Consider the following 13,932-nt stretch of genomic DNA (forward strand, 5'->3'; position numbering starts at 1 on the left):
GTGCAGGCGCGAGCGTCCCGCATCCGGTAGCCGATGCTTGGCTCGGTTGGGGGGCGCCGCTATAGACCGCTGGCGCCACGGGCCATGCGGGAAGTGCCATGCATCAGAAATGGATCGGAATTCACGACCATTCCGATTCTGCAGTCCGGTGGCTGGATGCTGGTGTTTCCTATACTTGGCTGAGGGCCTTCGAGCAGGCACAGGGCGTCGAGACGGTCGCTTATCTGCGCGAGCATCACTACAGGCGTGATCTGGAAATTCCCGTTCGCGGTGTCCGATATTGCTTCCGCAATACGGAATTTCCGGATTGGGCCGAAGCGATCATCTCCGAGCGGCCTTCTCTGATCCTGTACAACCTTTGCTATTATAAGGCCGGGGCCCCGATCATCCGTCGGCTGCGCGAGGCGCTCCCCGGTACCCTGCACGTGATCCGAATCCACCATCAGGTGACCTATCTGGCCGCCCATGAGGGATTTGCGGAGTCGGTCCTCGCCTGCGACGTCGCGATCGCTCCGACGCCCGGCCAGATCCCTGCGGTTCGCGACCTCGGATTTCGCGGTCCTGTCCATGCGCTGCCATTCGGCATCGATGCCGAGGTGATGGCTCGCACGGCGCGGCATTTCAGGGAGCGCGATTTCGATCTCGTCTGCGCCTGCAACAGCCATCCGGCCCGGAACCGGTCCGTGGTCGAGGCGGTCCTGGAGGTCTTGAAGAGTCGGGGCCGCCGCGTTTGCAACTTTCAGGACATGACCCGGCCCGAACTCGCCGCGGGGCTCGGACGGGCGAAGACGTTCTGGTTGTCCTCGCTGACGGAGGCGAGCGGGTCGCGGATCATGCCCGAGGCGATAGCCGCAGGCTGCTATCCGATCGCATTCGAGGAATGCTTTACCGCCGAGGAATTGCTGCAGACCATGGGTGTCGGCTCCGTCATCAGGAGCGGGATCGCCTATGATTATCGCACGAAGACCACGGCTGTGCCGGACTCCGCGGTCGCCGATCTCGCAGACAAGCTCGACGCGATCATCGCGCAACGCGACGCGGTTCCTGATTGGACGCCGGCGCCCCTTGCCCGCGCCTACCATGAGCATCACGAGGTGGCCGACCTGACCGCCCTCTTGAGAGAGGTGGGGGCTCAGCCGAGGCCTTGAAGATCTCTGCGCTGTATCTCGCTTCGTGCCGATCGCATTGCAATGGGAAACGGCCCTCGATCCGTGTCTTCACGCGCCCTCTCGCGCCGAGCCGGTAGCCATTTCGATAGAGCGCGTGCCAGACCGTGCGCGGGATACCTGCCCTGACCTTGAGTGACCGACAGCATGGTTGATGAGGCTGCCACGCCCCGGAGGCCGCCCGGAATGGAAAGGTCTGATCACGGCCTGCTGCGGAGGGGGGTGATCGATCTCCCGGTGGATGCCGACGGTTACGCATTCAACCCGACCGTGTTTCGATCGACCGCGGGTCTTGTCTGCCTCTATCGCCATGTCGGAGCCGATGGCGTCCGGACCCTGCGCCGTTGCCTGCTCGATGAAGCATTCCGTGCCTCGACCTACGAAATCTGGTCCGACGAGGTTCGCAACCTCGGCGGTAACGTCCGCTGGTATGCCGATCCCCGCGCAACCCGTCGCCGGTCCGATATCTATATCTCGTTCAATACAGGGCATTCCGAATGCCCGAATCAGATTTACCTCGTCCGGGTCGACGGGTTGGGCGTGCCGCAGACACCGCCGTTGCGATTGGTCAAGCGCGACGGCCGTCGGAATTTCGAGAAGAACTGGGGCTTCTTCGATTATTTAGGTGATATTTACGCAATCTACTCGATCGCACCGTTCGTGGTGCTGCGGTTGCGTTTCTCTGGTCACGAAATTTTAGGTGATACGGTCGCCGTTCATCATTGGGAAGCCGATAGTCTGCAGCGATCCTATGGTCCGTTGCACGGCGGTGCAGCCCCAATTCTGATCGGCGACCGGGGATTTCTCGTCGCCCAGTCGAATGTGGCAGGAGCGGCTGGCCAGACCTACCGCGGAACGCTTCTGACCTTCGAGGCGGTCCCACCGTTCAGGCCGATCGCAGTTGCCCCCCGACCCCTCTTTACCCTTGCCGACGAGGAGCTCGCCCTTCGGCCCGGTAAACTCCTCAATCCCGCGGTCGACACCTGCTTCTATCCTTGCGGCGCTCTGGCCGATCCGGACGACCATAGGCTGCTCATCACCTACGGGATCAACGATTTCCGTAGCGGCATCCGCCACTACGATCTCGCCCGCCTCTCGAAGGCCTTGGTGCCGGTGGTCCGAGCACCTTGAATCGTGGGTGACGGCCGAGGCGGCCCTCACCGTGCAGCAACCTGCACGCCGGCGAACAGGGACTCCGCGGCTGCAGCGTACCCATCGGCCCCGGTGAGGCGTGCGAAGATCTCCACGGTGTCGCCGGTATCGAGCTTCAGCACCGTATCGAGCGCGATGGCCGTGACGCCATCGACGAGGCTGCCCGTGGCCGCGCCGCGCCCGCGCCCCGCCGACGAGCCGTTGCGGTAGGCCCGGATCTCGAAGGCGGAGGGAGCGCTCGATCCGTTGCGCTTGAAGCCGAGCGTTGCTCCGAAACGGTAGAGGCCGCCTTCCGGGGCGACGAAGCGATTCGCATCCGCGCGGAAGACGCCCTGATCGTTGCTATCGGCGGTGTTGAACTGGACCTTGGTCCAGGTGCCGGCCGGCAGATAGTTGTCGAAACTGGTCGTGGCGGCGAAGCAGGGCTGGTTGGTCAGGCGGCTCCAGCGCGTCCCGTCATGGCCCTTGAAGGCGCCAGCCGTGCTGTCGAAGACGAGCTGGCCGGCGGCCGTGCCGGCGCTCGGGGGAGCCGCCTGCGGCTGCAGTTCCAGGGCGCCGTTCGCCCTGAACTTGACGGCCGAGCGCCGGCCCGTGCCACCGAGCGGCGTCGTCTGGAAGTCGAGACAGGTCCCCCAGGCGCCGGCCGTGAAATCCTCCTCCGCGCCGCCGTTGAACGCCACGGCGTTGCCGGAATAGGCGCCGCCCGCGTGCCAGCCCGAACCGAAGAACCCGAAGAAGCGGTCGCCCTTCAGGATCGGCAGCGGTGCGCCGGCGGTCCCGCGCGCCACGGCTGCCTTGATGACAGCCACGGGGCCGAACATGCCGCTCGGATCGTTGCCGTAGTTCTCGAAGTAGAGCGCGTTGTTCGTCGGGTCGCCGTTGGCGTTGTTGACGACGTGCAGCGGCGCCAGGGCGGGCCCGGGGCCGTTCACGGTGAGCCAGCCATTGTCGGGCCGGACGGAGAGGCTCTGGACGAAGCGCGTCCCGTCCGGGCTGGTCTTGAGGCCGAAGCCGTCCGAGCCGAAGGTGCCGAGCAGCGCGCGCGTCGAGAATCCGGTCTGGAAGGCGAGGCCCGCATCCTTGGCCGCGTCCTGCTTGTTCACGCTGAGCCGCATCGAGCCGGAGCCCGGCGCGGAATCGTCCCAGGAGAACAGGGCGCCCTCCGCCTTCACGGCGAGGCGGTTCGCTGAATCGGCCGCGGTGTTGATGCCGAGCCGCGCGAGGTTCTGCAGGATCGAGAGCGTGCTGCGGAAGCTCGTCCAGCGGGTGCCGGTGAAGGTGTAGAGGTCGGCCTCGTCCACGAGATAGGCGAGCCAGCCGGGGCGCGGGGCGATCCCCGTCCAGGCGCCGTCCTGGAACAGGGCGATCCGGCCGGACAGGCCCGTCCAGGCGCCGCCGGGTTCCGCCGCCGCGACGAGGTAGCGGTCGCCCTCCGCGGGGGCGGGGGGCGGGCTCGCCAGGTCCTTGTCGAGGCAGGCGATCTGCACGAGCGCATCGAGGAGGGTCAGCGCCTCGTTGTGGGTGACGTGCTTCTGCGCCTGCGCCGCCGCAATCAGCGGCAGCGCGAGGTTGCGCGTGGTCGACATGCGGCTTTCTCCGGGGATGGGAATCGTCAGGCGGCGCGGACGGGCACCCGCGCGCGGCAGGGGGCGCCGGGGCCCGCGGCGGTGCCGATCTGGGCGATGACGGCCTCGATCGCGGTCCGGGGCGCTCCGAAATCCGCGATCTCGTCGGCGCTCGCGTAGAGGACGCTCGGGCCGGTGGCGGTCAGGCGGCGCAGGACCTGACCGTCATCGGCCAGCACGTCGATACTGTAGGCTTCCGCCGCCTCGTCGAGGGGGATCTCGGCGGGCTCCCGGGCGCCCGCCGCCCGCCGCGCCCGCCGGGTCCATGCGAGGCGCACGCCCTCCGCCTCGCGCCGCGCCCGCAGATGCACGGGCGCGAGGCAGGTCAGCGCGGCGAGCCCCGCCGTCGCGGCGATCTCGACGAAGGCCGGGTCGCCGGGATCGCGCTCGGCCGGGCCGATGCGGTAGCGGAACGGCCGCCCCGCCTCGTCGAGCCTGTCCACCAGCGGCACCACCGCGCCCCCGTCGAGGCGCAGGATCAGGCTGCCCGCCGGGGCACCCCGGCCCGCGGCCGCCTCGCTGTTGCCAAGCCCGCGCAGCATCCGGGCGAGCCGGTAGCGCTCGGGCCCGGCGAGCACCGCCTCGGCCGCGCCGAGGATCTCGATGCCGCCATCGGGGGCGACCACAGCGAAGAGGTTGCCGCCGGCGAGCATTGCCGTCTCCTCGATGCTGGCGAGCGCCCCCGCATGGCGCAGCGTCACGTCGAGGCGGGCGCGGCGGTCGATCCGCCAGAGCGGGCCCGGCGGCAGGTCGGAGAGGGTGTGCCCGAGGCAGGCCGGATGGTCGAGGGTGGCGTGGAGGGCGAGCGGGCCGTCCGCGCCCGCGCTGCGCCAGACCGCCACCGAGCCGGGCCAGGGATCGGCCGCCACGGCGAGATATTGCAGGGCGGTCGGGCTGGAGCGGTCGACGGGCAGGTCGAGGGCGATGGCGAAGGGCCGTCCCGGCAGGCCGGGCGGCGCCGAGCCGGCTCCGGCGGGTGCCCGGTCGCGGGGGCGGAGGCCGGAGCCGTGCAGGGGCACGCCGCGGGTCTCCAGGCGCCGGCCGCCCGGCCCGTCGTCGATGCGGACGATCCGCTGCAGCAGCGGGCCGGCGGCGCGGGGGGCGGGCAGGGCCAGGAGGTCGCCCGGCTCGAGCGCCAGGAGGCGGGGGCTCAAGGTGAGGCTCGCGGTGTCGCGGGCGGCGATGGCGCGGTCGAGCAGGGCATCGGCGAGGTCCTCCGCGCTCGCGCGCCGGGTGACGATCGCCGCCTCGATCCGGCTCTCGCGGCGGCGCCCGCCCGCCGGACGCATGGCCGCGGCGCTGGCGCGGCGATAGGCCGGGCTCTCGGAATCGGTGATGCCGAGTTCGAGGCTGCGCGGCAGGGCGCTCTCCTCCGCCCGCACCTGCGCGAGCGGTGGCCTGTCCTCGGCGACGCGCACGAGGTCGCCCTCGGCGAGGGCCAGGGCGGCCTCGCGGCGGGGGCCGCGGATGCGGAGCACCCCCGCCACGGCCGAGACGTCGAGGCCGTAGATCTGGGCGAGGGGCTCCAGGGCGGCGCGCGCCGAGAGCGGGCGGTCGACCACGTAGCCGTCGAGGAAGGCGGCGGCCTCGATCCGCACGGCCGCGTCCACGCCGAGATCGGCGAGGATGCGGGCCACCAGCAGGTCGAGGTCGCAGCCCTCGATGCGCCCGGTGATCCAGTGCCCGATCCGCCAGTTGCCGGCATCGGCCCAGACCGATCCGAGATCGGGGAAGGCGGGGAAGGGCCGCGCGTCCCAGGCCCAGACGAACACCGAGGCCGGATCGACCATGCGCCCGCCATAGACCGGCGAGACCGGGTTGTGGGCGGGCTCGAAGCCCGGCGCCTCCGGATCGAACCGCGACAGGATCGCCTCCAGGCCGCGCAGCTGGATGAGGTCGTCGCGGATCCCGCGGGAGAAGGGCGGGACGGCGTTCTCGGAGGATTTCGGGTCGGGGAAGACGTTGGGGCCGTTGGTGCCCTTGTCGACGGCGGGCACGCCCACCTCCGTGAGCCAGATCGGCTTGGCTCCGGGCAGCCACGCGGTCGGCCCGGTCTCGATGCCGCCCTCCCGCTCGACATGGCGGTTCGACCACCACGCGACGAGGTCCTTCGCCCGGAAGGTCCAGGGCTTGCCGAAGGCGCCGTCGGCGATGGGCACGCGGCCTTGCGCGGCGCGCGCGCCCTCGTCCGGATAGTACCAGTCGAAGGCCTCGCCCGAAGCGCAGGCCGCCTTCAGGAAGGCGCGGTCGTAGAGGGTGTCGGCCCGGGCGAGGTCGGCGTGGACGGGGGCATCGCGCCAGTCGGTGAGCGGTGGGTAGTAGTCGATGCCCACCGCCGCGATGTTCGGGTCGGCGAAGAGCGGGTCGAGGGGGAAGCGGACGGCCGCCCCGTTCTCGCGCATATGCGCGCCGTACTCGGTCCAGTCGGCGGCGTAGACGAGGGGCACGCCCGGCCCGAGGATCGCCCGCACCTCGGCCGCGAGCGCCCGTAGCGCCGCCACCGCGGGGTAGCCGGCCGCGCCCCGCACGCGGGTCAGCCCGACGAGCTCGCTGCCGATCAGGAAGCCGGACAGGCGGATCCCGGCCTCGGCCCAGCCCGCGGCGAGGCCCGCGTAATGCAGCACCGCGCGCCGGTAGCCGTTCGCGAAGAAGGCCGCGACCTGGGCCTCGGCCGCTTCGGTGCCGTCCGGGCTGTCCGGCCGGCCCGGGGCGGGATGGCAGGTGATGCGCCCACGCCAGGGATAGGGCGGCTGGCCGGGGGCGCTCGCGTCGCGCGGGTCCGGCAGGCCGTTCCCCGCGGGGATGTCCATCATCACGAAGGGGTAGAGCACCACCTCAAGCCCGCGCCGGGCGAGGTCGGCGACGAGGCGCCCGAGCCCGGCATCGGAGGGCGTGCCGCCATAGGCCGGGGCGCCGTCCGGGGTGGTGGAGACGCGCTCCGCCCCCGCGCGGCCCGTGCCCGCCACCTGCCAGACGTCGCCGGTCGTGTCCTGGTCCGCCGCCTCGACCTTCGGGACCACCCGGCACTGCCCGGCCCGCAGGTCGTTCCCGAACCACGACGCCACCACGGCCACGCGCTCGAGGCGCGGGCACAGGGCCTGGAGCGCGTCGAGGGAGGCGGTGACGTCGGCCTCGCGCTGGAGCTGGAAGCGGTTGGCGGCCCGGGTCCGCCCGAGGCCGAGATCGACGCCGACCGGGGCGGGGTCGAGGCCGAACTCGCTGGAGCCCGGGATCAGGTCCACCGCGCGGACGAGCGGCGCGAGGCCGTTGACCGGGCGGATCACCTCGAAGGCGAATTGCGGCACGCGGTTGCCGAACTCGGCGAGCGGCAGGCCCTCGAACACCACGTAGGCGAGGCCGCGATAGGCGGGGGCGTTGTCCGCACCCTCCTTGGCGACGACGAGCGGGTCGGGCTCCTGGTCGGCCGCGCCGGTATGGACGCGGAGCGTGATCCGGGTCTGGTCGATCTCGCGGCCGTCGGCCCAGATCCGGCGCAGGCAGGCGACCTCGCCCTCGCACAGGCCGACCGCGAGGTTGGCGGAATAGGCGTAGGCCGTGCGCACGATGCGCTGGCCGCCGCCGCCCTTGGCGCCGCTGCCGGCACGCTCCACCGTGGTGTTGGCGACCTCGAGCGGGCGCGTCGCCCAGATCAGGGTGCCGCCGAGCTTCGCCCGCCCGTAGACGCGGGGCACGGGATCGCCCTCGGTGGAGGTGAGACCGGCGACGTCGGCAAGCCGCGGCCCCTCGACATGGCGCGGGCCGGAGCGCGACCCGAGCAGCGCCCCGTCGATGGCGCCGCCGGCCGCGGCCCCGACCACGCGACCGATCACCCCGCCGATCGGGCCGCCGAGCGCGGTGCCCGCCGCCGCGCCGGCCGTGGACAGGATCAGCGTCGCCATGGCGGATCTCCTGGAGCGAGGCCGGGGAAGCGGAAGGCGCCGACGAGGTGGCGCCGCCACCAGCGGGTGAGCGCCACCTCGGCGACCGCGGCCCGGTCGTGGGCGTGGATCATCGCGCCCGCCTCGGTGGCGATGGCGCAGTGCCGGGCCGGCAGGTGGGCGCGGAAGGCGAAGAGCAGCACGTCGCCGGGCTCGGCCGCGTAGCTTACGAGCGGCCCGTCCACCGGGACGAGGTGGCGGTAAGCCGCCTCCATCAGCGGGTCGCGCCCGGGCGGGGCCGATTCCGCCCAGGTGCCCGAATAGGGCGGCGCGGCCTCGGGCTCGTCGCCGTGCAGGCCGCGCCAGACGCCCCGCACCAGCCCGAGGCAGTCGCAGCCGATGCCGATCAGCGAGGCCTGGTGGCGGTAGGGCGTGCCGAGCCAGGCCCGCGCCTCGGCCACCACGGCTTCTCCGGTGATGCTCATCGCGCGCTCCGTCAGCGGAACAGGCTGCCGCCGTCGAGGCCGGTCTCGCCCCCGGGCGGCCGCACCACGAAGTCGTTGCCCGGCATGTGCGGGAAGCCCTGGAAGTTGACCGCGTTGGCGAAGCGGTCGCGGCAGGTGGCGAGGCGCTTGTCGCAGCCGGCGGTGAGGGTGAAGGCGTCGCCCGGGGCGATCGTGGCCGGCGGCGCCTCCCACAGCTCGATCAGGCCGCCGGCCTGGACCCACAGGTCGGCGGCGCGGCCGGCATTGGCGCCCCTGGTCCAGGCGAGTCGCCCACCCGAGAACAGCCCGTCCGGAAAGGTCCCGTCGAGCGCCACGGCGAGCGTGCCGGGCTCCGGCTGGGCCAGCACCGTGCCGCTGGCTCGGAAGCCCGCGAGGTCGACCCGGCAGCGCGCATCGCCGAGATCGGCGCCGCAGGTGGCGCGGTAGGTCCGGCCGCGCTCGGCCTCCAGCCGGTCGGCGAGGCCGCGCAGCTCCGCCACGAAGGCATCGCCCGAGCGGCGGATCTCGCCGATCGTGGCGAGGTCGAGAAGGAGCCGCGTCTCCGGCGCCGTCCAGTCGACGAGCCAGGTCTCGACGCTCGCGCCGTCGTAGAGCCCGCCCGCGATCTCCACTTCGGTCAGCCCGAGGCCGGTCAGCGCGCCGGCCACGTCCCCGCCGGAGACGGCGAAGCCCAGCTCCGCGCTGGCCTCGGCCGCCTCGAGCCCGGTGCGGGCGGCGTAGGTGAGGCCGCCGACGACGAGGTCGCGGTCGTGGTCGGTGAAGCCGAGGCGCACGCCGTCGCGGCGGGCGAGCGTCCAGCACCGGCAGAGCGTGGTGACGCCGCCCGCGAGATGGGCGGCGAAGGCGTCGGGGATCTCGCGCATGGATGGTCCTCCCGGAAGCCTCAGGGCACGATCTCGACGAGGGGCACCTTCGGGATCTCGCCCGCGGTGAAGGCCTCGAAGTTCACGGTGAGGTCGTCGGTGTCGAAGCGGACCGGCACGTCGAAGGCGAAGCCCGCGGTGACGGCGGCGCCCGGGCCCGGCACCGCGCCGCCCGCGACGGTGACGAGGCCGGTCGCCGGGTCGCAGGCGAACTCGGCCGGGGTCAGCTCGCGGCCCGCCACCGCCACCCGCACGCTGCCGGCCACGGGCTTGGCGATCACCCGCCGGTAGGCGCTCGGGCCCGCGCCATAGGTCTTGGCGAGGGCGAAGATGGCGGTCTGCCCGTCGCCGGTGCCGAGGATCTGGTCGCCCGGGCCGATCGCCCGGCCCGGCGGGCCGGAGCGGCAATCCACCCGGTCGCGGTAGCGGAAGCCGTAGAGGCGCCCGCGCCGCTCCTCGAAGAAGCTCAGCACCGCGTGGAGCGCGTCGAGGCTGCGGATGCCGAAGCCGGCATCGTAGCGGCGCCGCGAATCCGCCCAGCGGCTGTTGCGGTGCTCGCGGCCCGAGGCCAGCGTCACGATCTCGGTGAGCCGCACCGGTCCGCCGCTGCCGCGCAGGGCGACGTCGAGGGGGAACAGCACCTCGTGGAAGTCGGCCGGCATCGAAAAATCCCTTCTTGGTGTGAAGGCTCCGCGGAGCCTTCACGTCCGGCGCATGGGCGCCGACGCGCGGTCGCGCTTGGCGCTTCGCGGACCGTCGCCGGGCGCCCTCACAGGGCCCGCTGGCCGCGGGCCACCGCGCGGGCGAGCTGGGCCGCGACCTGCGCCTCCGAGCGGCGGAAGGCCCCCGGGTCGGGCGTCGCGATGGTGACGTTGATGGAGACGGGCCGGGCGGCGGCCCCCGCCGCGACGCCGAGGCGGCCGTCCGGGCCGCGGCGGAGCGGCAGGATCGCCTCGGGTCCGGCCTCGCCCATCAGGCCGGCGCCGTCCCGCATCGGGAAGTAGGTGGGCGCCGACACGATCCCGCCCGCAGCGAAGGGGCGGACCCGGCCGGACTGGATCACGCCGCCCTGCGCGAAGGCGGCATCCCCGCTGAGGAGCCCGTTGACGAGGCTGGTGATGCCGCTGCGTACCGGGCTCATGGCCGCCCGCGCCGTGGCCGCGGCGAGGCGGTTGCCGAGAGAGCCGAGCAGCCCGTCGAGCTGGCGCCCGGAGCCGAGGCTGCCCGCGAGCGCCGCGGACAGGCTGCGGCCGAAGCTCTGTGCGAGCTTGTCGAGGGTCTGGAGCTGCCGGATCCGGGCTGTGTTGGCGCGGTCCGTGTCGGTCTCGGCCATGGGGAGGCTCCGTCAGTCGGGATGGGCGGCGATCAGCCGGTCGAGCTCGGCGCGGGACATCGGCGCGGGCGCCCGCCCGATTGCCGCCGCCACCTCGCGGGGCGTGGCCGCCCAGAAGGCGGCGGGCGGCCAGCGGAGGCGGCCGAGGCAGAGGGCGAGGAGGTCGTCCCAGGGCAGGGCGACCGCCGGCGTGGGAAGCCGCGGGAGGGCGCCCTCGTGCCCTCCCGCGGCCCTCAGGGGCGGGGCCCGTCCTCCCCGAACGCCGCGACGAGGGCGGCGCCGAGCGCCTCCGTCATCGCCGCGAAGCCGCCCGCCAGCGGCAGCTCCGCCACCGCGCGGTCGTCGAGGTCGTGCCCGCCGCCCCGCAGCGCGGCGCCGAGCAGCGCCACGAGGTCGCGGGCGGAGAGCCGCCCCGCGGCGAAGCGCTCGGCGAGGCCCGCGAGGTCGGGCGCCCGCAGGGCGTCCTCCAGCTCGGCCAGGGCGCCGAGCGTCAGGCAGAGGGTGTAGCGCGTACCCCCGAGATCGAGCGGCACTTCGCCGCGGCGGCGGTTCGCCATCAGGCCAGCGCCGTGAAGCTGACGGCCCCGGCGGAATCGAGGCTCATGTCGAAGGTGACCTCGCCGGCATGGTCGCCGCGATATTCGAGCGCCGTGATCTGGAACGGCCCCTCGATGGTGCCGAAGGCCGGCACCACCACCTGGAAGGTCTCGATCAGCCCGTCGAAGAAGAGCTGCCGCAGGCGCAGGTCCGAGGCCTGGTCCCGGAACACGCCCGCGCCCGAGATCGCGGCCCGGCGCACGCCTGCTCCCGCCAGCAGCTCGCGCCAGCGCCCGGCGGAATCGGCGTTCGTCACGTCGACGGTCTCGGCGTTGAGGGCGAGCTGGCGGGCGCGCAGGCCCGCCACCGCGGTGAAGCCGCCCGCGCCGTCGCCGGCCCGGATGAGGAGGTCCTTGCCTTTCTGGGCGCTCATCGATGTCTCCGTGGGAGATTTGGTTTGCGGATGGGACTTCAGGGCGTCTCGGTGACCGCCCGCAGGGTGAGGATCGCGCGGGCCTCGCCGCTGCGTTCGTCGCGGCTCGCGCTCAGGCTCTCGGCGACGAGGCTCACCAGGGTGTGGCCGGTCAGCGCGAGGCCGTCCTCGGCGAGCGCGGCCATCCGCGCCGCCGCGTCGAGGGCGGTGCGGGCCGAGCCGGGCCTGGCGATCACGATCAGCGCGTGGCTGAGGATGGCGCGCCGCGCCCCGTCGACGGAATCGTCGCGGGATCCGGCCTCGCCGAACAGAGCGTAGACGGGCACCGATCCGCGCGGCGGCTCGTCGTGGAGGCGCACCGCGCCGCCCATCAAAGCCGCCAGCGCGGGATCGCCCGCGAACCGGGCGAGGAGGGCGGCGCGGAGCGCCAGGAGGGAGGCGGCGCTCACGAGGCGGCTCCCGCCGTCGCCTCGACCAGTTCCTCCACGTGGCAGACGAGGTCGCGCCCCTGCGGGTCCGCCTCGTCCACGCCGCGGATGGCGAAGCGGCGCGGATGGCGAAGCGGCGCGGTCCCGCGGCGAGGCGCATGGCCGGGGTCAGGCCCGGCCGGGCGCGCAGGGTGATGCGGTGGGTCGCGACGCGGTCGCTCCGGCCGCCGGCGAGGCGCTCGACCGCGCCCGCCGGGCTGAGCGCGCCCCAGAGCACGGGGCCGGCGACGTAGCGCCGGAGCACGCCGCCGAAGCCGTCCGGCTCCTCGACGGGCATCTCCAGCACGAAGCGGCGCCGCCGCGCGCCGAGCGCGGGACGTGCGATGTCGGCCATGGTGGTCTCCGGTCAGAGCCTGAGTCGGCGGAAGGGGGCGGCGAGGGCGGCCGGATCGGGCGCATCGGGCTCGTCGCCGCGGTGCTCGTAGCGGGCGGCGGCGAGCCGCAGCACGGCGAGCCTGAGCGGCGGGGGCAGGGCCGGCCCGTCGCCGCCATACCCGGCGCGCAGCTCGATCAGGAGGCTGCGGCCGTCGAGGGCCGGCAGAGCGGGATCGACCGCGAGGCCGGGCGCCTCGATCGTGTCGTCGCCGAGGCGCACCAGGACGGGGTCGAGGGCGGTCGCGCCATCGGGACCCGACAGGGCGAGCCGCGTGACGGCGACGAGCGGGCTCAGCGGCACGGCCAGCCAGCCGCGCGGCCGGGCGGGCAGGACCAGCCGGAAGGTCGCGGGCCGCAGGATGCGCCGGCTCTCCGTCTCGATGCCGGCGCGCGCCGCCGCGACGAGGTCGGCGAGCAGCCCGTCCTCGCTGTGGTCGTCGGGATCGAGGCGCAGATACAGGCGCAGTTCCGCCACGCTCACCGGCTCGACGCCGTCCTCCGCCACGCGTATCGGGACCATCGTCCGTGTCCTTCCCGGTTCGAGCCAAGGCTGTTTCGATGCATCCTTCGAGGCGTCCGCCCCGCGCCGCCGCGCTTCTCGGGCCGCTTCTCGGCCTCTGCCTCGCGCAGGCGCCGGTCCCAGCGGGCGCCGTGGTCGGGGGTGCGGAGGCGCCGCCCGGATCGGCGGTGATGGTGCTGTCCTCGAACGGGGGTGTGTGCAGCGGCATCGTGCTGGCGCCCGACGTGGTGCTCACCGCAGGGCATTGCGCCGCGGGCGGGCTGGAGCACCGCGTCCACTACAAGGACGAGGCGGGCCAGCCGGTGCTGGTGCCGCTCGCCGCCCGCGCCGTGCATCCGGGCTACGATGCCGGCGCGATCGCCGGGCGGCGGCGCTCCATCGACCTCGCGCTGCTGCGCACCGCGACCCCGCTGCCCGCCCGCTTCGCGCCGGCCGCCCTGAGCCCCGCCATGCCGCGGGCCGGGGCGAGCCTCGACCTCGGCGGCTACGGCGCCGCCCGTCCGGGCGACCCGCGCTCCACCGGCAGCTTCCGCAGCGCGGCGCTCGGCGTTGTTGAGCCCCACGGCCCGAGCCGGATCCTGGTCTGGCTGCGCGCGGCCTCGGGCAAGGCCGGTGGCTGCCAGGGCGATTCCGGCGGCCCGGTCACGGAATCCGGCGGCGCCGTCGTCGCCGTCACCGCCTGGATCGGCGGCGGCTGCGGCGGGCTGACCCAGGGCATCCTCGTCGGCCCGCAGCGCGACTGGCTCGACCGGACGCTCGCCGGCTGGGGCCGCGCGGCGCGCTGGGAGGGCTGAGCGGCCTCGGCGCGCGGATCACATCTCGCCGCCGACCGAAGGAGGCGCAGGTCCCCTCCCCCTTGCGGGGAGGGGTTCGGGGTGGGGGTGGTGCCGGATGCGGCTCATCGGTGCCTTCTGCGGCACCCCCACCTCCGACTCCTCCCCATCCAGATCGGGCCTGCCCGGTCTGGACAGACAAGGGCAGATCTCGGGCAAGCCCGAGATCCGTGGGGAGGAGAGGCCCGTCTCGGACCGTCGCGACCAATCCGGACACTTCTCA

General features: G+C 73.6%; 14 protein-coding genes and 1 pseudogene. 3 read left to right on the forward strand and 12 right to left on the reverse strand.

What is annotated here, in order from left to right; genetic code table 11:
- The first annotated feature begins 98 nt into the window (after positions 1-98).
- Entirely contained in the window at positions 99-1,148 is a 1,050-nt protein-coding gene (locus tag MTDSW087_RS09395) for a hypothetical protein (protein WP_144763090.1), read from the forward strand.
- 240 nt (positions 1,149-1,388) lie between these two features.
- The gene (locus tag MTDSW087_RS09400) at positions 1,389-2,297 is read left to right on the forward strand and encodes a hypothetical protein (RefSeq protein ID WP_144763092.1); all 909 of its coding nucleotides are present in this window, start codon (positions 1,389-1,391) and stop codon (positions 2,295-2,297) included.
- A gap of 26 nt (positions 2,298-2,323) precedes the next feature.
- Here MTDSW087_RS09400 and MTDSW087_RS09405 read toward each other — a convergent pair whose 3' ends face one another.
- The 12 genes and pseudogenes from MTDSW087_RS09405 to MTDSW087_RS09460 form a co-directional block, all read right to left on the reverse strand.
- Positions 2,324-3,904 (reverse strand): DUF2793 domain-containing protein, encoded by a 1,581-nt coding sequence (locus tag MTDSW087_RS09405; RefSeq protein ID WP_144763094.1) that lies wholly within the window; start codon positions 3,902-3,904, stop codon positions 2,324-2,326.
- A gap of 26 nt (positions 3,905-3,930) precedes the next feature.
- Complete coding sequence (locus MTDSW087_RS09410; RefSeq protein ID WP_144763096.1) at positions 3,931-7,842, reverse strand: baseplate multidomain protein megatron; 3,912 nt, start codon at positions 7,840-7,842, stop codon at positions 3,931-3,933.
- The gene (locus MTDSW087_RS09415) at positions 7,830-8,306 is read right to left on the reverse strand and encodes an NlpC/P60 family protein (protein ID WP_144763098.1); all 477 of its coding nucleotides are present in this window, start codon (positions 8,304-8,306) and stop codon (positions 7,830-7,832) included. Before MTDSW087_RS09415 ends, MTDSW087_RS09410 begins: the two co-directional genes overlap by 13 nt.
- 11 nt (positions 8,307-8,317) lie before the next feature.
- Positions 8,318-9,190, reverse strand: a complete 873-nt coding sequence (locus MTDSW087_RS09420) for a DUF2163 domain-containing protein (RefSeq protein WP_144763100.1) — start codon at positions 9,188-9,190, stop codon at positions 8,318-8,320.
- A gap of 20 nt (positions 9,191-9,210) precedes the next feature.
- Positions 9,211-9,852 carry a DUF2460 domain-containing protein gene (locus MTDSW087_RS09425; protein WP_144763102.1) on the reverse strand — a complete coding sequence of 214 codons (642 nt, stop codon included), beginning with the start codon at positions 9,850-9,852 and terminating at the stop codon, positions 9,211-9,213.
- Positions 9,853-9,959: 107 nt separating this feature from the next.
- Positions 9,960-10,523, reverse strand: coding sequence for a phage tail tape measure protein (locus tag MTDSW087_RS09430; protein ID WP_144763104.1), 564 nt, complete (start codon positions 10,521-10,523; stop codon positions 9,960-9,962).
- A 12-nt stretch (positions 10,524-10,535) separates the two neighbouring features.
- On the reverse strand, positions 10,536-10,760 hold the full coding sequence (locus MTDSW087_RS09435) for a phage tail assembly chaperone (protein ID WP_144763196.1): 225 nt from the start codon (positions 10,758-10,760) through the stop codon (positions 10,536-10,538).
- The gene (locus MTDSW087_RS09440) at positions 10,757-11,080 is read right to left on the reverse strand and encodes a gene transfer agent family protein (RefSeq protein WP_144763106.1); all 324 of its coding nucleotides are present in this window, start codon (positions 11,078-11,080) and stop codon (positions 10,757-10,759) included. Before MTDSW087_RS09440 ends, MTDSW087_RS09435 begins: the two co-directional genes overlap by 4 nt.
- Entirely contained in the window at positions 11,080-11,493 is a 414-nt protein-coding gene (locus MTDSW087_RS09445) for a phage major tail protein, TP901-1 family (RefSeq protein WP_144763198.1), read from the reverse strand. Before MTDSW087_RS09445 ends, MTDSW087_RS09440 begins: the two co-directional genes overlap by 1 nt.
- A gap of 38 nt (positions 11,494-11,531) precedes the next feature.
- Positions 11,532-11,942 carry a tail completion protein gp17 gene (gene gp17, locus MTDSW087_RS09450; protein ID WP_144763108.1) on the reverse strand — a complete coding sequence of 137 codons (411 nt, stop codon included), beginning with the start codon at positions 11,940-11,942 and terminating at the stop codon, positions 11,532-11,534.
- Positions 11,943-12,093: 151 nt separating this feature from the next.
- Positions 12,094-12,315, reverse strand: a pseudogene (locus MTDSW087_RS30770) (phage head completion protein); the annotation flags it as partial.
- Between the two features lie 12 nt (positions 12,316-12,327).
- The gene (locus MTDSW087_RS09460) at positions 12,328-12,876 is read right to left on the reverse strand and encodes a head-tail connector protein (RefSeq protein WP_144763110.1); all 549 of its coding nucleotides are present in this window, start codon (positions 12,874-12,876) and stop codon (positions 12,328-12,330) included.
- 38 nt (positions 12,877-12,914) lie between these two features.
- On the opposite strand from MTDSW087_RS09460, the gene MTDSW087_RS09465 reads away from it, so the two are divergent.
- On the forward strand, positions 12,915-13,670 hold the full coding sequence (locus MTDSW087_RS09465; protein ID WP_144763112.1) for a S1 family peptidase: 756 nt from the start codon (positions 12,915-12,917) through the stop codon (positions 13,668-13,670).
- Positions 13,671-13,932: the final 262 nt, after the last annotated feature.

Origin of the sequence: Methylobacterium dankookense, assembly GCF_902141855.1 — a bacterium.
Classification (GTDB): domain Bacteria; phylum Pseudomonadota; class Alphaproteobacteria; order Rhizobiales; family Beijerinckiaceae; genus Methylobacterium; species Methylobacterium dankookense.

Coding starts and splice junctions, on each gene's coding strand:
- MTDSW087_RS09425 (WP_144763102.1), bottom strand. CDS start 9,852: ATGCCGGCCGACTTCCACGAGGTGCTGTTCCCCCTCGACGTCGCCCTG.
- MTDSW087_RS09460 (WP_144763110.1), bottom strand. CDS start 12,876: ATGGTCCCGATACGCGTGGCGGAGGACGGCGTCGAGCCGGTGAGCGTG.
- MTDSW087_RS09415 (WP_144763098.1), bottom strand. CDS start 8,306: ATGAGCATCACCGGAGAAGCCGTGGTGGCCGAGGCGCGGGCCTGGCTC.
- MTDSW087_RS09465 (WP_144763112.1), top strand. CDS start 12,915: ATGCATCCTTCGAGGCGTCCGCCCCGCGCCGCCGCGCTTCTCGGGCCG.
- MTDSW087_RS09440 (WP_144763106.1), bottom strand. CDS start 11,080: ATGGCGAACCGCCGCCGCGGCGAAGTGCCGCTCGATCTCGGGGGTACG.
- MTDSW087_RS09430 (WP_144763104.1), bottom strand. CDS start 10,523: ATGGCCGAGACCGACACGGACCGCGCCAACACAGCCCGGATCCGGCAG.
- MTDSW087_RS09405 (WP_144763094.1), bottom strand. CDS start 3,904: ATGTCGACCACGCGCAACCTCGCGCTGCCGCTGATTGCGGCGGCGCAG.
- MTDSW087_RS09420 (WP_144763100.1), bottom strand. CDS start 9,190: ATGCGCGAGATCCCCGACGCCTTCGCCGCCCATCTCGCGGGCGGCGTC.
- MTDSW087_RS09445 (WP_144763198.1), bottom strand. CDS start 11,493: ATGAGCGCCCAGAAAGGCAAGGACCTCCTCATCCGGGCCGGCGACGGC.
- MTDSW087_RS09410 (WP_144763096.1), bottom strand. CDS start 7,842: ATGGCGACGCTGATCCTGTCCACGGCCGGCGCGGCGGCGGGCACCGCG.
- MTDSW087_RS09395 (WP_144763090.1), top strand. CDS start 99: ATGCATCAGAAATGGATCGGAATTCACGACCATTCCGATTCTGCAGTC.